The following is a 15834-nucleotide window of genomic DNA, read 5'->3' on the forward strand; positions in this document are numbered from 1 at the left end:
GGCCTGATCAGTCAGCACCTCTCTCTGTGGGAGCAAAGCTTGCTCGCGAAACAGGCACCTCGGTCCCCAAAAGACCGCATCGTCCCCATCGCGGGCAAGCCTTGCTCCCACAGGGTCTACGTTCACCGGAGAATCAGCCCCGCCCTTTGCTTGCCGCCCGCCCCAGCGGTCTTTAGACTTACGCCTCATTTCAACGAGAGCAGGGTCGATGCCAGCTGTCTTTCCCCCCGATTCCGTTGGTCTGGTGACGCCGCAAATGGCGCATTTCAGCGAGCCCCTGGCCCTTGCCTGCGGCCGTTCGTTGCCAGCCTATGACCTGATCTACGAAACCTACGGCAGCCTCAACGCCACGGCCAGCAATGCCGTGCTGATCTGCCATGCCTTGTCGGGTCACCACCACGCCGCCGGCTACCACAGCGTCGATGACCGCAAGCCCGGCTGGTGGGACAGTTGCATCGGCCCCGGCAAGCCCATCGACACCAATCGATTCTTCGTGGTGAGCCTGAACAACCTCGGCGGCTGCAACGGTTCCACCGGTCCCAGCAGCATCAATCCGGACACCGGCAAGCCCTTCGGGGCCGAATTCCCGGTATTAACCGTGGAAGACTGGGTGCATAGCCAGGCCCGTCTGGCCGACCGGCTCGGCATCGCCCAGTGGGCCGCCGTCATCGGCGGCAGCCTGGGTGGCATGCAGGCCCTGCAATGGACCATCACCTACCCGGACCGCGTGCGCCATTGCCTGGCAATCGCCTCGGCCCCCAAGCTGTCGGCGCAGAATATCGCCTTCAACGAAGTGGCGCGCCAGGCGATCCTCACCGACCCGGAATTCCACGGCGGCTCGTTCCAGGAACAGGGCGTGATTCCCAAGCGCGGGCTGATGCTGGCACGGATGGTCGGGCACATCACCTACCTGTCCGATGACTCCATGGGCGAGAAATTCGGCCGAGGCCTCAAGAGCGAGAAGCTCAACTACGACTTCCACAGCGTCGAGTTCCAGGTCGAAAGCTACCTGCGCTATCAGGGCGAAGAGTTCTCCGGGCGTTTCGATGCCAACACCTACCTGTTGATGACCAAGGCCCTGGACTACTTCGACCCGGCGGCAAACTTCAACGACGACCTGGCGAAAACCTTCGCAGGCGCCACCGCCAAGTTCTGCGTGATGTCGTTCACCACCGACTGGCGCTTCTCCCCCGCCCGCTCCCGGGAACTGGTGGACGCGTTGATGGCTGCGCGCAAGGACGTCTGCTATCTGGAAATCGACGCCCCCCAGGGCCATGACGCCTTCTTGATCCCGATCCCGCGCTATCTGCAGGCGTTCGGCAACTACATGAACCGTATTACGCTGTGAGGACGCCATGAGAGCCGATCTGGAAATCATCCAGGAATGGATCCCCGCCGGCAGCCGTGTGCTCGACCTGGGTTGCGGCAACGGCGAACTGCTGACTTGGCTGCGGGACAACAAGCAAGTCACAGGCTATGGCCTGGAAAACGACCCGGACAATATCGCCGAATGCGTGGCCAAGGGGATCAATGTCATCGAGCAGGACCTGGACAAGGGCCTGGGCAATTTCGCCAGCAACAGCTTCGACATCGTGGTCATGACCCAGGCGCTGCAAGCGGTGCACTACCCGGACAGGATCCTCGACGAAATGCTGCGGGTCGGGCGCCAGTGCATCATCACCTTCCCCAACTTCGGGCACTGGCGCTGCCGCTGGTACCTGGCGAGCAAGGGCCGCATGCCAGTGTCGGAATTCCTGCCCTACACCTGGTACAACACGCCGAATATCCATTTCTGTACCTTCGAGGATTTCGAGGAACTGTGCCGCGAGCGCCAGGCCAAGGTCATCGACCGCCTGGCGGTGGACCAGCAGCACCGCCATGGGTGGGCCAGTAAACTATGGCCTAATCTATTAGGTGAGATAGGCATTTATCGGGTCAGCAGCCCAGGCCTCACCGACCACCAGGTCGCGGTGTAACCCCCGCCTGATCAGGAGCACGACATGAAACGTCTAGCGTTGTTTCTCATTACCGCCTGTCTGAGTGTCATGGCCATGGCCGCCGAGGTCATCAAGCCCGAACGCATGGAGGTGTTTGGTGACATCACTGTGCATTACAACACCTACAACTCCACCTTTCTGAAGCCGGAAACTGCCAAGGCAGCCGGACTGAGCCGAGACAGCAAGGAAGGCGTAATCATTATTTCCGCGCTCCGGGCTGGCAAATCCCTGGAGGCCGAGGTCAGTGGCTCAATCAAGGACCTCATCGGCAACAGCATCCCGCTGACCTTCAAAAAGGTGGACGAGCCGAACGCGCTCTATTACGTCGCTCAGTATCCTGTACAACAACAGGAAGTTCGTACCTTTGAAGTCGCTGTGAAAACCGGCGACAAAGTCAACACCCTCAATTTCAACCAGGAACTGTTCCCCGGCCAATGATGAACCTCAGCCAACTCGTACTGGCCAGCCACAACGCCGGCAAACTCAAGGAACTCCAGGCCATGCTCGGCGGGTCGGTGCAGCTGCGCTCGATCGGCGAATTCAGCCAGGTGGAGCCTGAAGAAACCGGTTTGTCCTTCGTCGAGAACGCCATCCTCAAGGCCCGCAACGCGGCGCGTATTTCCGGCCTGCCGGCATTGGCCGACGACTCCGGGCTGGCGGTGGATTTCCTCGGCGGCGCGCCGGGCATCTATTCGGCGCGCTACGCCGACGGCAAGGGTGATGCGGCGAACAACGCCAAGCTACTCGAAGCCCTCAAGGACGTGCCTGAAGCCGAGCGCGGCGCGCAGTTCGTTTGCGTGCTGGCCCTGGTACGCCATGCCGACGACCCGCTGCCGATCCTCTGCGAAGGCTTGTGGCATGGGCGCATCCTCACCGAGGCCAGCGGCGAACACGGCTTTGGCTACGACCCGCTGTTCTGGGTGCCGGAGCGCAACTGTTCCAGCGCCGAGCTGGGCCCGGTTGAAAAAAACCAGCTTAGCCACCGCGCCCGCGCCATGGCCCTGCTGCGTCAACGCCTGGGTCTGCAATGACCAATGATTCCCCCGCACCGCTGATACACGGCGGTGCACAAGCGCCCAGGGCGCCGCTGCCGGTGTTGCCACCCTTGGCGCTGTACGTCCATATCCCGTGGTGCGTGCGTAAATGCCCGTATTGCGATTTCAACTCCCACGCCGCCAGCGCACAGCTGCCGGAAGAGGCATACATCGACGCCCTGCTGGCCGACCTCGATCAGGACCTGCACGCAGTACACGGCCGACAACTGAGCTCGATCTTCTTTGGCGGCGGCACTCCAAGCCTCTTCAGCGCCCAGGCCCTGGGTCGGCTGCTCGAAGGCGTGGCGACGCGAATACCCTTCGCCCCGGACATCGAGATTACCCTGGAAGCCAACCCCGGCACCTTCGAGCAGGAGAAGTTCGTCGCGTACCGGGCCTTGGGCATCAATCGCCTGTCCATTGGCATCCAGAGTTTCCAGCAGGCCAAGCTCGAAGCCCTGGGCCGGATCCACAACGGTGACGAAGCCGTGCGGGCCGCCGGCATGGCCCGCCAGGCCGGGTTCGATAACTTCAACCTGGACCTGATGCACGGCCTGCCCGACCAATCCCTCGACGACGCCCTGAGCGACCTGCGCCAGGCCATCGCCTTGAAGCCGACTCACCTGTCCTGGTACCAACTGACGTTGGAGCCGAACACGGTGTTCTGGAACCAGCCACCAACGCTGCCGGAAGACGACACCCTGTGGGACATCCAGGAGGCGGGGCAGGCACTGCTGGCCGAACAGGGTTACGCACAGTACGAAGTCTCCGCCTATGCCCAGCCCGGCCGGGCGGCGCGGCACAACCTCAACTACTGGAGCTTTGGCGATTTCATCGGCATCGGTGCCGGCGCCCACGGCAAGCTCAGCCATCCGGACGGGCGCATCGTGCGCACCTGGAAGACTCGCTTGCCCAAAGACTACCTCAACCCGGCCAAGCGCTTTCTGGCTGGCGAAAAAGTCCTGAACAACGAAGAGCTGCCCTTCGAGTTCCTGATGAATGCCCTGCGGCTGACCGAAGGCGTAGAGGCGCGGCTGTATCCGCAGCGTACCGGGTTACCTCTGGAAAGCCTGGCCGAAGGCCGGCGCGAGGCCGAACAAAGCGGGTTGTTGCAGGTCGAACCGTCACGTCTGGCGGCGACCGAGCGCGGACAGCTGTTTCTCAACGACTTGCTGCAGAAATTTCTGAGCTGATCAACACAAGGAAATCGAATGGATCTGGTACTCGACCTGCTCGCCACCGTGTCCCGCTGGAGCCGCAGCAACCTGTCGGAAATCTCCCTCGCATTGGTAGGCTGCCTGCTGGTGTTGTTTGGCGCCGACATCAAGGGTTGGATCGAGCAACGCCTGGGTAGCATCGCCGGAGCCTTGCGCGTCCCCTTGATCGCCCTGCTGTGCATGATCGGCAGCGGCGCGGCACTGATCTACGCCACGCCGTGGGTGGTTCGGGGCTTGAGCCAGTTCAACAACTACAGCCTGGCGCCGGTATTGTTGGTGGTGCTGGTGTTGATCGGGGTGGTGGCGGATCGGCGCTGAACCCAGCCACACCGCAAAAACAATTGTGGGAGCGAGCCTGTGGGAGCAAAGCTTGCTCGCGATTCAGGCGACTCGGATCCAGCTTGATACCGAGGCGCGGCTATCGCGGGCAAGCCTTACTCCCACAGCCCGCTCCCACATTGGGTACAGCGTATGGCTTACGCCAACTTCTCGAACTTCAAATCCCAAACCCCATGCCCGAGCTTTTCGCCCCGGCGTTCGAACTTGGTGATCGGCCGCTCGGCCGGACGCGGGATGTATTTGCCGTCTTCGGCCAGGTTGCGGTAACCCGGCGCGACGTTCATGACTTCCAGCATGTACTCGGCATAGGGTTCCCAGTCGGTGGCCATGTGCAACACACCGCCGACCTTCAACTTGCTGCGTACCAGCTCGGCGAATGACGCCTGGACGATACGGCGCTTGTGGTGACGGCTCTTGTGCCAAGGGTCTGGAAAGAACAGCATCAGCCGGTCGAGGCTGTTATCGGCCACACAACGGTTGAGCACTTCGATGGCGTCGCAATCGTAGACCCGCAGGTTGGTCAGCCCCTGGGTGAGCACGCCGTTCAGCAGCGCGCCGACACCGGGCCGGTGCACTTCCACGCCGATGAAATCCTGGTCAGGCGAGGCAGCGGCCATTTCCAGCAGCGAATGACCCATGCCAAAGCCGATTTCCAGCGAGCGCGGGGCCGAGCGGCCGAATACCTGGTCGAAATCCACCGGCCCATCGGCCAGCGGCAGGACGAACAGCGGTGCGCCCTGCTCCAGGCCACGCTGCTGGCCTTCGGTCATGCGCCCGGCGCGCATCACGAAACTCTTGATACGGCGGTGCTGGCGCTCTTCGCCTTCTTCCGGCAGGACCGGCGTGTCGTTCGATTCAGTCATCAATAACTCTTACTTGATCAGACCATCCAGCGGCGAGGAGGCGCTGGCGTAAAGTTTTTTCGGCATGCGGCCGGCCAGATAAGCCAGGCGGCCGGCCACAATGGCGTGTTTCATGGCTTCGGCCATCAGCACCGGTTGCTGGGCGTGGGCGATGGCGGAGTTCATCAACACGGCTTCGCAACCCAGCTCCATGGCGATGGTGGCGTCGGAGGCGGTGCCGACACCGGCATCCACCAACACTGGAATCCTGGCTTCTTCGAGGATGATCTGCAGGTTGTAAGGATTGCAGATGCCCAGCCCCGTGCCGATCAGGCCAGCCAGCGGCATGACCGCGATGCAGCCGATTTCCGCCAGTTGACGCGCAATGATCGGGTCATCGCTGGTGTACACCATCACGTCGAAACCTTCCTTGACCAGGGTTTCGGCGGCCTTGAGGGTTTCGATCACATTGGGGAACAGTGTTTTCTGGTCCGCCAGCACTTCCAGCTTCACCAGGTTGTGGCCATCGAGCAGCTCACGGGCCAGGCGGCAGGTACGCACGGCTTCGACGGCATCGAAGCAGCCGGCGGTGTTGGGCAGGATGGTGTAGCGATCCGGCGGCAGGATATCCAGCAGGTTCGGCTCGCCCGGGTTCTGGCCGATGTTGGTCCGGCGTACGGCGACGGTGACGATTTCGGCGCCCGAGGCCTCGATGGCCAGGCGGGTTTCTTCCATGTCGCGGTACTTGCCGGTGCCTACCAGCAAGCGCGACTGGTAGGTACGACCGGCCAGAACGAAGGGCTTGTCGCTACGAACGATGCTCATGGGAAATCCTCTGTAGGGGTGAGGTTCTTGCGAAATGCTGTGAAGCCGCCGTGATCAGCCGCCGCCGATGGCGTGGACCACTTCGACGCTGTCACCGTCGTTCAGCGTGGTGTCGGCATGCTGGCTGCGCGGGACGATATCCAGATTGAGCTCCACCGCGACGCGACGTCCGGCAAGATCCAGACGGGTCAGCAGGGCCGCAACGGTTTCACCGTCGGGCAGTTCAAAGGGTTCGCCGTTCAACTGAATGCGCATGCCGCATGCCGCCATCATTTTTAGGGGCTGGCATTCTAGCCCGATCCGTCAGGGCGACCCAAGTCCCTTGGTCAGGGAGCCCTGCAAGCGGCAGGATTCAAGCGGCAAGTTGGAGGCGCCAGGCCGCAAGCCCCAGGCAGAGCCAGCCGATCAGGAACGCTACGCCACCGAACGGGGTGATGATGCCGAGCTTGCTGATACCCGTCAGGGTGAGCAGGTACAGGCTGCCGGAGAACAGGACGATGCCGATCACGAATGACAACCCGGCCCAGGTCACGATCCGACCCGGAATATGCGTTGCCAGCAGCGCAACGCCCAGCAGTGCCAGCGTATGCACCAGTTGATAAGTGACCCCGGTGTGGAAAATCGCCAGGTACTCGGCGCTGAGGCGATTTTTCAGGCCATGGGCGGCAAATGCCCCCAGCGCCACGCCTGTGAAGCCGAAGAAAGCGGCCAGCATCAGAAAGTTACGCAGCATGAGAACTCCAGTCAGACTCGGTGGGCAGGGTCTGTATAATGGCCCGCTCGACCGGTTCGGCCAAGCCATCCCTATGCTGCGTTCACTGCGTTCACTGTTTCGACGATTCGTTAAAGCCTCGCTCTGGTTCGCCATCGGCAGCGTTGTGCTGGTGCTGTTGTTTCGCGTGGTGCCGCCACCGTTCACCGCGCTGATGATCGAACGCAAGGTCGAATCCTGGTTTGGCGGGGAACCGATTGACCTGCAGCGCACCTGGCAACCCTGGGATCAGATTTCCGACAGCCTCAAGGTCGCGGTCATTGCCGGCGAGGACCAGAAATTCCCTGAACACTGGGGTTTCGACATCAGCGCGATTCAGGCCGCATTTGCCCACAACGGGCGCGGCGGTTCGATTCGCGGTGCCAGCACCCTCAGCCAGCAAGTGTCCAAGAACCTGTTCCTGTGGTCGGGTCGCAGCTGGCTGCGCAAGGGGCTGGAAGCGTGGTTCACCGCTCTGATCGAGGTGTTCTGGCCCAAGCAGCGGATCCTCGAGGTGTACCTCAACAGTGTCGAGTGGGATAGCGGCGTGTTCGGCGCCGAAGCCGCAGCGCGACATCATTTCCGCGTCGGCGCCGATGCGCTGTCCCGCCAACAGGCGAGCCTGCTGGCGGCGGTCTTGCCCAATCCCCGTAAATGGAGCGCCAGTCGACCTAGCCCTTATGTGTTGCGGCGGGCGAGCTGGATCCGCCAACAGATGAGCCAGTTGGGTGGGGACAGCTATCTGCTGGGGCTGAACCATGCACGCCGGGCACCTTGGGCCCAGTAGCCACAACGCCATAGAGTCTTTATGGAAGATTCCTTGTGGGAGCGAGCCTGCTCGCGATAGCGGTGTATCTGACACATTGATGCCACTGACCTATCGCTATCGCGAGCAGGCTCGCTCCCACAGGGTCGGCGGTGGATTCAAATGTCGGGCACGAACAAAAACGCCCCGATCATCACTGATCGGGGCGTTTTTTTGTCATTACTGCAAGTCAGGCCGCAATCGACACCTTGAGCTTGTTCATCGCGCTTTTCTCAAGCTGGCGAATCCGCTCGGCCGACACGTTGTACTTCTGCGCCAGGTCGTGCAGCGTGGCTTTTTCCTCGGCCAGCCAGCGCTGGTAGAGAATATCGCGGCTACGCTCGTCCAGCACTTCCAGGGCTTCGTGCAGGTTGGTGTTGGAGTTATCGCTCCAGTCGGCGTCTTCCAGTTGACGCGCCGGGTCGTACCGGTGGTCTTCCAGGTAGTTGGCCGGCGATTGGAAGGCACTGTCGTCGTCCGCTTCGGCAGCCGGGTCGAAGGCCATGTCCTGGCCGGTCAACCGGCTTTCCATCTCGCGCACTTCCCGAGGCTCGACACCCAGGCTTTCGGCCACGCGATTGACTTCGTCGTTGTTCAGCCAGGCCAGACGCTTCTTCTGGCTGCGCAGGTTGAAGAACAGCTTGCGCTGGGCCTTGGTGGTCGCGACTTTCACGATGCGCCAGTTGCGCAGGATGAACTCGTGGATTTCCGCCTTGATCCAGTGAACCGCGAACGACACCAGCCGCACGCCCATTTCCGGATTGAAACGCTTGACCGCCTTCATCAGGCCAACGTTGCCTTCCTGGATCAGGTCGGCCTGGGCCAGCCCGTAGCCGGAATAGCTGCGGGCAATATGTACGACAAAACGCAGGTGGGCGAGCACCATTTGCCGAGCCGCCTCAAGATCCTGCTCATAGTAGAGACTCTCGGCCAGTTCACGCTCCTGCTCGGGTGTCAGCAAAGGGATGCTGTTCACCGTATGCACATAGGCCTCCAGGTTCGCACCCGGGACCAGAGCATACGCAGGTTGCAAAGAAGTGGTCATACGAAAAAACCTCCGACTCACATAACTCGTGCAGTTCAGCACTGCGAAAATTGACCTGGAACTCTAAAACTAGTTCCCACAAAAACCGAAAGGTCAATACGCGCAAAAAACACTATTTTGGCGCAAGCTCACGCAAGTGGCGTGCGACCGCAATCCATGCACCGATATAACCCAACAGCACCGCGCCAAGCAAGAGCGACAGACCGTCGGCGACCGGCACTCCGGCCAACGCGAAATCACTGCCGTACAAACCGGCCAGTCCCACCACCGCATCGTTCAGCCAGTCCAGACCGAACGCCAATACGCCCCAGGACAGGATCCCGGCACCGAAGCCATACAGCGCGCCCATATAGAGGAAGGGCCTGCGCACATAACTGTCCGTGCCGCCGACGAGTTTAATCACTTCTATCTCGGTGCGGCGGTTTTCAATATGAAGACGAATGGTATTGCCTATCACCAAAAGTAATGCAGAAACCAGAAGCACCGTCAGACCGAAGACAAACCGGTCGCCGAGCTTGAGGATTGCCGCAAGACGCTCGACCCAGACTAGATCAAGTTGCGCCTGTTGTACCTTCGGAAGTTCGGAAAGTCTTTGTCTTAATGCTTCAAGGGTCGGCTTATCGACCTCCTTCGGCGTCACCAGGACCACACCCGGCAGCGGGTTCTCCGGCAGTTCCCTGAGCGCTTCGCCCAGGCCGGATTGCTGCTGGAACTCCTCCAATGCCTGTTCGCGGCCAATATATTCGGCATCGGCGACGCCCGGCATGGCCTTGATCTGCTCGCGCAACGCCTCGCCCTCGGCCGGCGTCGCCTCCAGTTGCAGGTAAAGGGAAATCTGCGCCGCGCGCTGCCAGGAGCCCCCGAGACGCTCCACGTTGCTGAGCAATAATGACAGGCCCATCGGCAGGCTCAGGGCGACCGCCATGACCATGCAGGTAAAGAAACTGCCAATCGGCTGCTTGCCCAGGCGGCGAAGGCTGTCGAGCAGGCTGGCGCGATGACTTTCGATCCAGGCATGCAGCAACGTGGCGAAGTCCGGACCGTCGTCATCGTGCTTTTTCTTTTTCGGCTGAGGCTCGGAGGCTTTCGGAGCCACGCGTTCGGCCACTTTGGGGCTGCGGGTTGCGCTCATACGCCAGCCTCCCCGTCACCGATCAGGCGGCCACGCTGCAAGGTCAGCATGCGATGACGCATGCGCGCGATCAGGGCCAGGTCGTGACTGGCGATCAGCACACTGGTGCCCAAACGGTTGATGTCTTCGAATACGCCCATGATTTCCGCCGCCAGACGCGGGTCGAGGTTACCGGTGGGTTCGTCCGCCAGCAACAAGGCCGGGCGGTGTACGATGGCGCGGGCGATGCCGACGCGCTGTTGCTGGCCGGTGGACAGGTCGCCGGGGTATAGCTCGGCCTTGTCCGACAAGGCCACGCGTTCCAGGGCCGAATCCACACGCTTGCTGATCTCGGCCTTGGACAACCCCAGGATCTGCAGCGGCAAGGCCACGTTATTGAACACGGTGCGGTCGAACAGCAATTGGTGGTTCTGGAATACCACGCCGATCTGCCGTCGCAGGAAAGGAATCTGGGCATTGCTGATGGTGCTCAGATCCTGACCGGCCAGCAGCAGCTTGCCACTGGTGGGTCGTTCCATCGCCAGCAGCAGGCGCAGCAAGGTACTTTTACCGGCGCCGGAATGGCCGGTGACAAACAGAAACTCACCCCGACGCACCCGAAAGCTCAGTTCATGCAAGCCGACGTGACCGTTCGGGTAGCGTTTACCGACCTGTTCGAAACGAATCATGAATGCTCCCGCTCGGCAAACAGTGCCTGGACAAAGGGCTCGGCTTCAAAGGTGCGCAAATCGTCGATGCCTTCGCCCACGCCGATGTAGCGGATAGGCAGGCCAAATTGCTTGGCCAGGGCGAAGATCACCCCGCCCTTGGCGGTGCCGTCGAGCTTGGTCAGGGCCAGACCTGTCAGTTCGACGGTCTGGTTGAATTGCTTGGCCTGGTTGATGGCGTTCTGGCCAGTGCCCGCGTCCAGCACCAGCAGCACCTCATGGGGCGCGTCGGCATCGAGCTTGCCGATGACCCGTCGAACCTTTTTCAGTTCTTCCATCAGGTTGTCTTTGGTGTGCAGGCGACCGGCCGTGTCGGCGATCAGAACATCGATGCCACGGGCCTTGGCGGCCTGTACGGCGTCGAAGATCACCGAAGCGGAGTCGGCGCCGGTGTGCTGGGCGATCACCGGAATTCTGTTGCGCTCGCCCCATACCTGCAACTGCTCGACCGCGGCGGCACGGAAGGTATCGCCGGCAGCGAGCATGACCTTCTTGCCTTCCAGCTGCAGCTTCTTCGCCAGTTTGCCAATGGTGGTGGTCTTGCCGGCGCCGTTGACGCCCACCACCAGAATCACGAACGGCTTGTTCTGCGCAGCGATCACCAATGGTCGTTCCACCGGCTTGAGCAGGTTGCCCAGCTCGCCTTGCAGGGACTTGTACAACGCGTCGGCATCGGTCAGCTGTTTGCGGGCGACTTTCTGAGTCAGGTTCTGAATGATCAGCGACGTCGCCTCGACGCCGACGTCGGCGGTCAACAGTCGGGTTTCGATGTCATCCAGCAATTCGTCGTCGATGACTTTTTTGCCCAGGAACAGGCTGGCCATGCCTTCGCCGATACTGGCGCTGGTCTTGGACAGACCCTGCTTGAGGCGGGCGAAAAAGCCGACCTTGCCTGGCTCGGAGGCGGGCGTCGGCTCGTCGAGGACCGGCGCCTCGGACAGAGCGGGAACCGACTCCGGATCTGGCAGGGAGGCAGCGGGCGCTTCGGCGACCGGCTCCACGACCGGGGCCGGGATCGGTGGCGTAATATGGGGTGCCTGCACATCTTCCACCAGCCCTACCGGCTCCTCCGCCACCGGCAGGGTCAACCAGGGCGTTTGCCCGGCGGGGGGCGTCAGCGGCAGTTCGGCCACCGGTTCGGCAGCGGGCTCGGTCTGAGGCTCGACCGGTTGCAGCACCGGCTCGGCCAATGGCAGAACGATGGGCGCGGCGTCTTCGACCACTGCCTCGGCGGCAGGCTCGGGTTGCGGTTGTTCGACGACGGTTTCCTGCGGCTTCTTGCGCAGCCATCCGAACAGGCCTTTTTTCTCGCCAGCCGCAGCTGGGGTCTTCTTGTCGTCGTTGGAACCAAACATGGAGGACGGCTATCTCACGGTAGCGACGCGCCACAAGGGCGCCTCGGTGATCAATATTCGATGCTGAACAGACTGCGTTTCATCCAGCTTGTTCACGCGCAACATTTTGTCCAAGTGTTCCTGGAACACCTCGACCTTGATTTTTCGAAGGACTGGCAAGGCATCGTCGGCGAAAACGCCGCGATCAACGAGCCAAACCGACACTTTATCGGTACGTCTACCCGACAAAAGGCCCGATAGGCGTGGCCGCCAGTAAAACGGACCAGTATCCTAGCACCCTCTCGCCCGCCGACGCTAAGACATGGCGGGCAACCCAACAGGTTTAAACACGAATGAATGCTCTCGCCCGCCGCGCCGCAGGCCTGCTGCTCAGCGCAGTCTGCCTGCCCTTTTCAGCCTTGGCTGCCGATCCACAACCCACTCATGAATTCACCCTGGACAACGGCCTGAAGGTCGTGGTGCGCGAAGATCACCGGGCGCCGGTGGTGGTATCCCAGGTCTGGTACAAGGTCGGCTCCAGTTACGAGACACCGGGGCAGACCGGTTTGTCCCACGCCCTGGAGCACATGATGTTCAAGGGCAGTGAAAAAGTCGGACCAGGCGAAGCCTCGCTGATCCTGCGAGACCTGGGGGCCGAAGAGAACGCGTTCACCAGCGATGACTTCACCGCGTATTACCAGGTGCTGGCCCGCGATCGCCTGGGCGTGGCCTTCGAACTGGAAGCCGATCGGATGGCCAGCCTGCGCCTGCCACCGGAGGAGTTCAGCCGCGAAATCGAGGTCATCAAGGAAGAACGTCGCATGCGCACCGACGACAAGCCGATGTCCAAGGCTTATGAGCGCTTCAAGGCCATGGCTTACCCGGCCAGCGGCTACCACACGCCGACCATCGGCTGGATGGCCGATCTGGACCGGATGAAGGTCGAGGAACTGCGTCACTGGTATGAGTCCTGGTACGCCCCGAACAACGCGACCCTGGTGGTGGTCGGCGACGTGACACCGGATGAGGTCAAGTCACTGGCCCAGCGTTATTTCGGCCCGATTGCACGGCGCGACGTCCCTGTGGCGAAAATCCCCCTGGAGCTGGGCGAACCCGGCGAGCGCCAGATCACCCTGCACGTGCAGACCCAACTGCCCAGCGTAATGATGGCGTTCAATGTACCCGGCATCGCCACAGCAACCGACAAACGCTCGGTCAACGCGTTGCGGCTGATTTCGGCGCTGTTGGACGGCGGCTACAGCGGGCGGATCCCGACCCAGTTGGAGCGCGGCGAAGAGCTGGTCTCCGGCGGCTCGTCGAGCTACGACGCCTACACCCGGGGCGACACGCTGTTCTCTTTGTCGGCGACCCCCAATACCCAGAAGAACAAGACCCTCGCCCAGGCCGAAGCAGGCTTGTGGCGCTTGCTTGAACAACTGAAAACCACCCCACCGACCGACGACGAACTGGAACGCGTCCGTGCCCAGGTCATTGCCGGCCTGGTGTACGAGCGCGATTCGATTACCAGCCAGGCCACCGCCATGGGCCAGCTGGAAACCGTCGGTTTGTCCTGGAAGCTGATGGACACCGAACTTGCCGAACTGCAAAGCGTGACCCCGCAAGATATCCAGAAGGCAGCCCAGCTGTATTTCACCCGCTCGCGCCTGAGCGTCGCGCACGTCCTGCCCGAGGAGAAAGCTCATGAGTGAGCGCAAACCATCCCGCCTGCTGCTGATCGGCCTGGTGTCGATCGCCCTGGTCGGCGCCCTGGCCTTTTATCTGTCACCATCGAGCAGTACGGACGCCAGCCAGGCATTGGACAAGGCCAGGTCCGGTAACAAACTGCAATCCCTGTCCGAACTCGATGGCAAGGCACCCAGCCGACGCCAGCTTGACGTACAGACCTGGAAAACCGCCGACGGTGCCAAGGTATTGTTCGTCGAAGCCCGGGAATTGCCGATGTTCGACCTGCGCGTGACGTTCGCTGCCGGCAGCAGCCAGGATGGCGATGCGCCTGGCCTGGCGACGCTGACCAACGCCATGCTCAACGAAGGCGTGGCCGGCAAGGATGTCAGTGCCATTGCACAAGGCTTCGAAAGCCTGGGCGCGGACTTCGGCAATGGCGCCCACCGGGACATGGCCCTGGTGTCGCTGCGCAGCCTCAGTGCAAAGGACAAGCGGGAGCCGGCCCTGAAGCTGTTCGCCGAAGTGGTCGGCAAACCGACTTTCCCCACCGACTCCTTCGAACGCATCAAGAACCAGCTGCTGGCCGGTTTCGAGTATCAGAAGCAAAACCCCGGCAAACTGGCGGGCCTGGAACTGATGAAGCGTCTCTACGGCGATCACCCGTACGCCCACTCCAGCGACGGCACCGCCGAAAGCATTCCACCGATCACGCTGGCCCAGGCCCGTGCGTTTCACGCCAGGGCCTATGCCGCCGGCAACGCTGTGATTGCCCTCGTGGGGGACCTGTCCCGCGCCGAAGCCGAAGCGATTGCCAGCCAGGTGTCTGCCAGCTTGCCAAAAGGCCCTGCCCTGGCGAAAACACCGTCGCCGGTGGAACCGAAGGCGAGCACCACCCATATTGAATTCCCGTCCAAACAGACCAACCTGATGCTCGCGCAGCTGGGCATCGACCGTGACGATCCGGACTATGCCGCCGTGTCCCTGGGCAACCAGATCCTCGGTGGTGGCGGATTCGGCACGCGGCTGATGACCGAGGTGCGGGAAAAACGCGGCCTGACCTACGGTGTGTACTCCGGCTTTACGCCGATGCAGGGTCGTGGCCCGTTCATGATCAATCTGCAGACCCGTGCCGAGATGAGCGAAGGCACGCTGAAACTGGTCCAGGACGTGTTTGCCGATTACCTCAGGGACGGCCCCACCCAGAAAGAACTCGACGATGCCAAGCGTGAACTGGCCGGCAGTTTCCCGCTGTCCACGGCCAGCAACGCGGATATCGTCGGCCAGCTCGGCGCCATGGGCTTCTATGATCTGCCACCAAGTTACCTCGAAGACTTCATGCGCCAGTCCCAGGTACTGACGGTCGAGCAGGTCAAGGCAGCGTTGAACAGGCATCTGAGCATCGACAAAATGGTCATCGTCACCGCCGGCCCGACCGTGCCGCAAAAACCGCTGCCAGCCCCCACAGACAAACCCACCGAGCAACCGCTCGGGGTTCCGGAGCACTAATGGCCCGCCCATCGAATTCCAGCAAGAAACCCGTCCATAACGGGATCAACCAGCTACGTATCATCGGCGGGGAGTGGCGCAGCAGACGGCTGAGCTTTCCAGACGCGCCAGGCTTGCGTCCGACACCGGACCGGGTACGCGAAACCCTGTTCAACTGGCTGGCGCCTTATGTGCCAGGCGCCCGGGTGTTGGATCCATTCGCCGGCAGCGGCGCCTTGTTCCTCGAAGCGCTGTCCCGCGGCGCGGCCATGGGCCAGGCGCTGGACGCCAGCAGCCTGGCCGTCTCTAGCCTGAAAGAGCACCTGGGCACCCTGCGCTGCACCGTCGGTCAGGTACAGACGGCCGACGCATTACGTTATCTGGAAAGCCAACCGGCTACGCCATTCGACCTGGTGTTCCTCGACCCGCCGTTCAACCAGAACCTGCTGCCGACGGTGTGCGCCTTGCTCGAAGAACGCCATTGGCTGGCCGAGGATGCCTGGGTCTACACTGAAAGCGAGACCGCTCCATCCACCCTCGGCTTGCCGGGGAACTGGCGCTTGCATCGCGAGCAGAAGTCCGGGCGGGTGTATTACGCGTTGTGGCAACGCATGGCCGTTGCCGTTGGCTGAACG

Annotated in this window: 18 protein-coding genes; 10 read left to right on the plus strand and 8 right to left on the minus strand. The window is 61.9% G+C overall.

All coding sequences use genetic code 11. The annotated features are described in order from the left end of the window. Positions 1–208: 208 nt before the first annotated feature. Genes metX through LCU97_RS13485 form a run of 6 tightly spaced genes read left to right on the plus strand, consistent with a single transcriptional unit; the run spans position 209 to position 4566 of the window. On the plus strand, positions 209–1348 hold the full coding sequence (gene metX / locus LCU97_RS13460; RefSeq protein WP_053148250.1) for a homoserine O-succinyltransferase MetX: 1140 nt from the start codon (positions 209–211) through the stop codon (positions 1346–1348). A 7-nt stretch (positions 1349–1355) separates the two neighbouring features. Next, the gene (metW, locus tag LCU97_RS13465; RefSeq protein ID WP_053148252.1) at positions 1356–1976 is read left to right on the plus strand and encodes a methionine biosynthesis protein MetW; all 621 of its coding nucleotides are present in this window, start codon (positions 1356–1358) and stop codon (positions 1974–1976) included. A gap of 24 nt (positions 1977–2000) precedes the next feature. Then, complete coding sequence (locus LCU97_RS13470; protein ID WP_053148254.1) at positions 2001–2435, plus strand: DUF4426 domain-containing protein; 435 nt, start codon at positions 2001–2003, stop codon at positions 2433–2435. Next, positions 2432–3028 (plus strand): RdgB/HAM1 family non-canonical purine NTP pyrophosphatase, encoded by a 597-nt coding sequence (gene rdgB / locus LCU97_RS13475; RefSeq protein WP_053148256.1) that lies wholly within the window; start codon positions 2432–2434, stop codon positions 3026–3028. The genes LCU97_RS13470 and rdgB overlap by 4 nt, the downstream gene beginning before the upstream one ends. Next, positions 3025–4224: a radical SAM family heme chaperone HemW gene (gene hemW / locus LCU97_RS13480; protein ID WP_232776770.1), complete on the plus strand. Its 1200-nt coding sequence runs from the start codon at positions 3025–3027 to the stop codon at positions 4222–4224. Before rdgB ends, hemW begins: the two co-directional genes overlap by 4 nt. An 18-nt stretch (positions 4225–4242) precedes the next feature. After that, positions 4243–4566, plus strand: a complete 324-nt coding sequence (locus LCU97_RS13485) for a DUF3392 domain-containing protein (protein WP_053148260.1) — start codon at positions 4243–4245, stop codon at positions 4564–4566. Between the two features lie 158 nt (positions 4567–4724). On the opposite strand, the gene trmB is transcribed toward LCU97_RS13485, so the two are convergent. The 4 genes from trmB to LCU97_RS13505 all read right to left on the minus strand — a co-directional run bounded on the left by trmB (position 4725) and on the right by LCU97_RS13505 (position 6987). Continuing rightward, the gene (gene trmB, locus LCU97_RS13490) at positions 4725–5450 is read right to left on the minus strand and encodes a tRNA (guanosine(46)-N7)-methyltransferase TrmB (protein ID WP_053148261.1); all 726 of its coding nucleotides are present in this window, start codon (positions 5448–5450) and stop codon (positions 4725–4727) included. A 9-nt stretch (positions 5451–5459) separates the two neighbouring features. Continuing rightward, positions 5460–6254: a thiazole synthase gene (locus tag LCU97_RS13495; RefSeq protein WP_053148263.1), complete on the minus strand. Its 795-nt coding sequence runs from the start codon at positions 6252–6254 to the stop codon at positions 5460–5462. Positions 6255–6308: 54 nt separating this feature from the next. Next, positions 6309–6509: a sulfur carrier protein ThiS gene (gene thiS / locus LCU97_RS13500; RefSeq protein ID WP_053149652.1), complete on the minus strand. Its 201-nt coding sequence runs from the start codon at positions 6507–6509 to the stop codon at positions 6309–6311. A gap of 97 nt (positions 6510–6606) precedes the next feature. Beyond that, positions 6607–6987 carry a DUF423 domain-containing protein gene (locus LCU97_RS13505; protein WP_053148266.1) on the minus strand — a complete coding sequence of 127 codons (381 nt, stop codon included), beginning with the start codon at positions 6985–6987 and terminating at the stop codon, positions 6607–6609. 73 nt (positions 6988–7060) lie between these two features. Here LCU97_RS13505 and mtgA point away from each other — a divergent pair, with 73 nt between their 5' ends. Continuing rightward, positions 7061–7792 carry a monofunctional biosynthetic peptidoglycan transglycosylase gene (gene mtgA, locus LCU97_RS13510; protein WP_053148268.1) on the plus strand — a complete coding sequence of 244 codons (732 nt, stop codon included), beginning with the start codon at positions 7061–7063 and terminating at the stop codon, positions 7790–7792. A gap of 208 nt (positions 7793–8000) precedes the next feature. On the opposite strand, the gene rpoH is transcribed toward mtgA, so the two are convergent. The 4 genes from rpoH to ftsY form a co-directional block, all read right to left on the minus strand. Next, the gene (rpoH, locus tag LCU97_RS13515; RefSeq protein WP_053148269.1) at positions 8001–8855 is read right to left on the minus strand and encodes an RNA polymerase sigma factor RpoH; all 855 of its coding nucleotides are present in this window, start codon (positions 8853–8855) and stop codon (positions 8001–8003) included. A gap of 112 nt (positions 8856–8967) precedes the next feature. Then, entirely contained in the window at positions 8968–9987 is a 1020-nt protein-coding gene (gene ftsX / locus LCU97_RS13520; RefSeq protein WP_232776771.1) for a permease-like cell division protein FtsX, read from the minus strand. After that, positions 9984–10655, minus strand: a complete 672-nt coding sequence (ftsE, locus tag LCU97_RS13525; protein WP_053148274.1) for a cell division ATP-binding protein FtsE — start codon at positions 10653–10655, stop codon at positions 9984–9986. Before ftsE ends, ftsX begins: the two co-directional genes overlap by 4 nt. Then, positions 10652–12049, minus strand: a complete 1398-nt coding sequence (gene ftsY / locus LCU97_RS13530) for a signal recognition particle-docking protein FtsY (RefSeq protein ID WP_232776773.1) — start codon at positions 12047–12049, stop codon at positions 10652–10654. Before ftsY ends, ftsE begins: the two co-directional genes overlap by 4 nt. Before the next feature lie 332 nt (positions 12050–12381). On the opposite strand from ftsY, the gene LCU97_RS13535 reads away from it, so the two are divergent. From LCU97_RS13535 to rsmD, 3 genes are read left to right on the plus strand one after another with little or no spacing between them, the layout of a single operon-like run. Further along, complete coding sequence (locus LCU97_RS13535; protein ID WP_053148278.1) at positions 12382–13737, plus strand: M16 family metallopeptidase; 1356 nt, start codon at positions 12382–12384, stop codon at positions 13735–13737. Then, positions 13730–15220: a M16 family metallopeptidase gene (locus LCU97_RS13540; RefSeq protein ID WP_053148280.1), complete on the plus strand. Its 1491-nt coding sequence runs from the start codon at positions 13730–13732 to the stop codon at positions 15218–15220. The genes LCU97_RS13535 and LCU97_RS13540 overlap by 8 nt, the downstream gene beginning before the upstream one ends. Continuing rightward, positions 15220–15831: a 16S rRNA (guanine(966)-N(2))-methyltransferase RsmD gene (gene rsmD, locus LCU97_RS13545; RefSeq protein WP_053148282.1), complete on the plus strand. Its 612-nt coding sequence runs from the start codon at positions 15220–15222 to the stop codon at positions 15829–15831. The genes LCU97_RS13540 and rsmD overlap by 1 nt, the downstream gene beginning before the upstream one ends. Positions 15832–15834 lie beyond the last annotated feature (3 nt).

This window comes from Pseudomonas uvaldensis, assembly GCF_021271205.1.
Lineage (GTDB): Bacteria > Pseudomonadota > Gammaproteobacteria > Pseudomonadales > Pseudomonadaceae > Aquipseudomonas > Aquipseudomonas uvaldensis.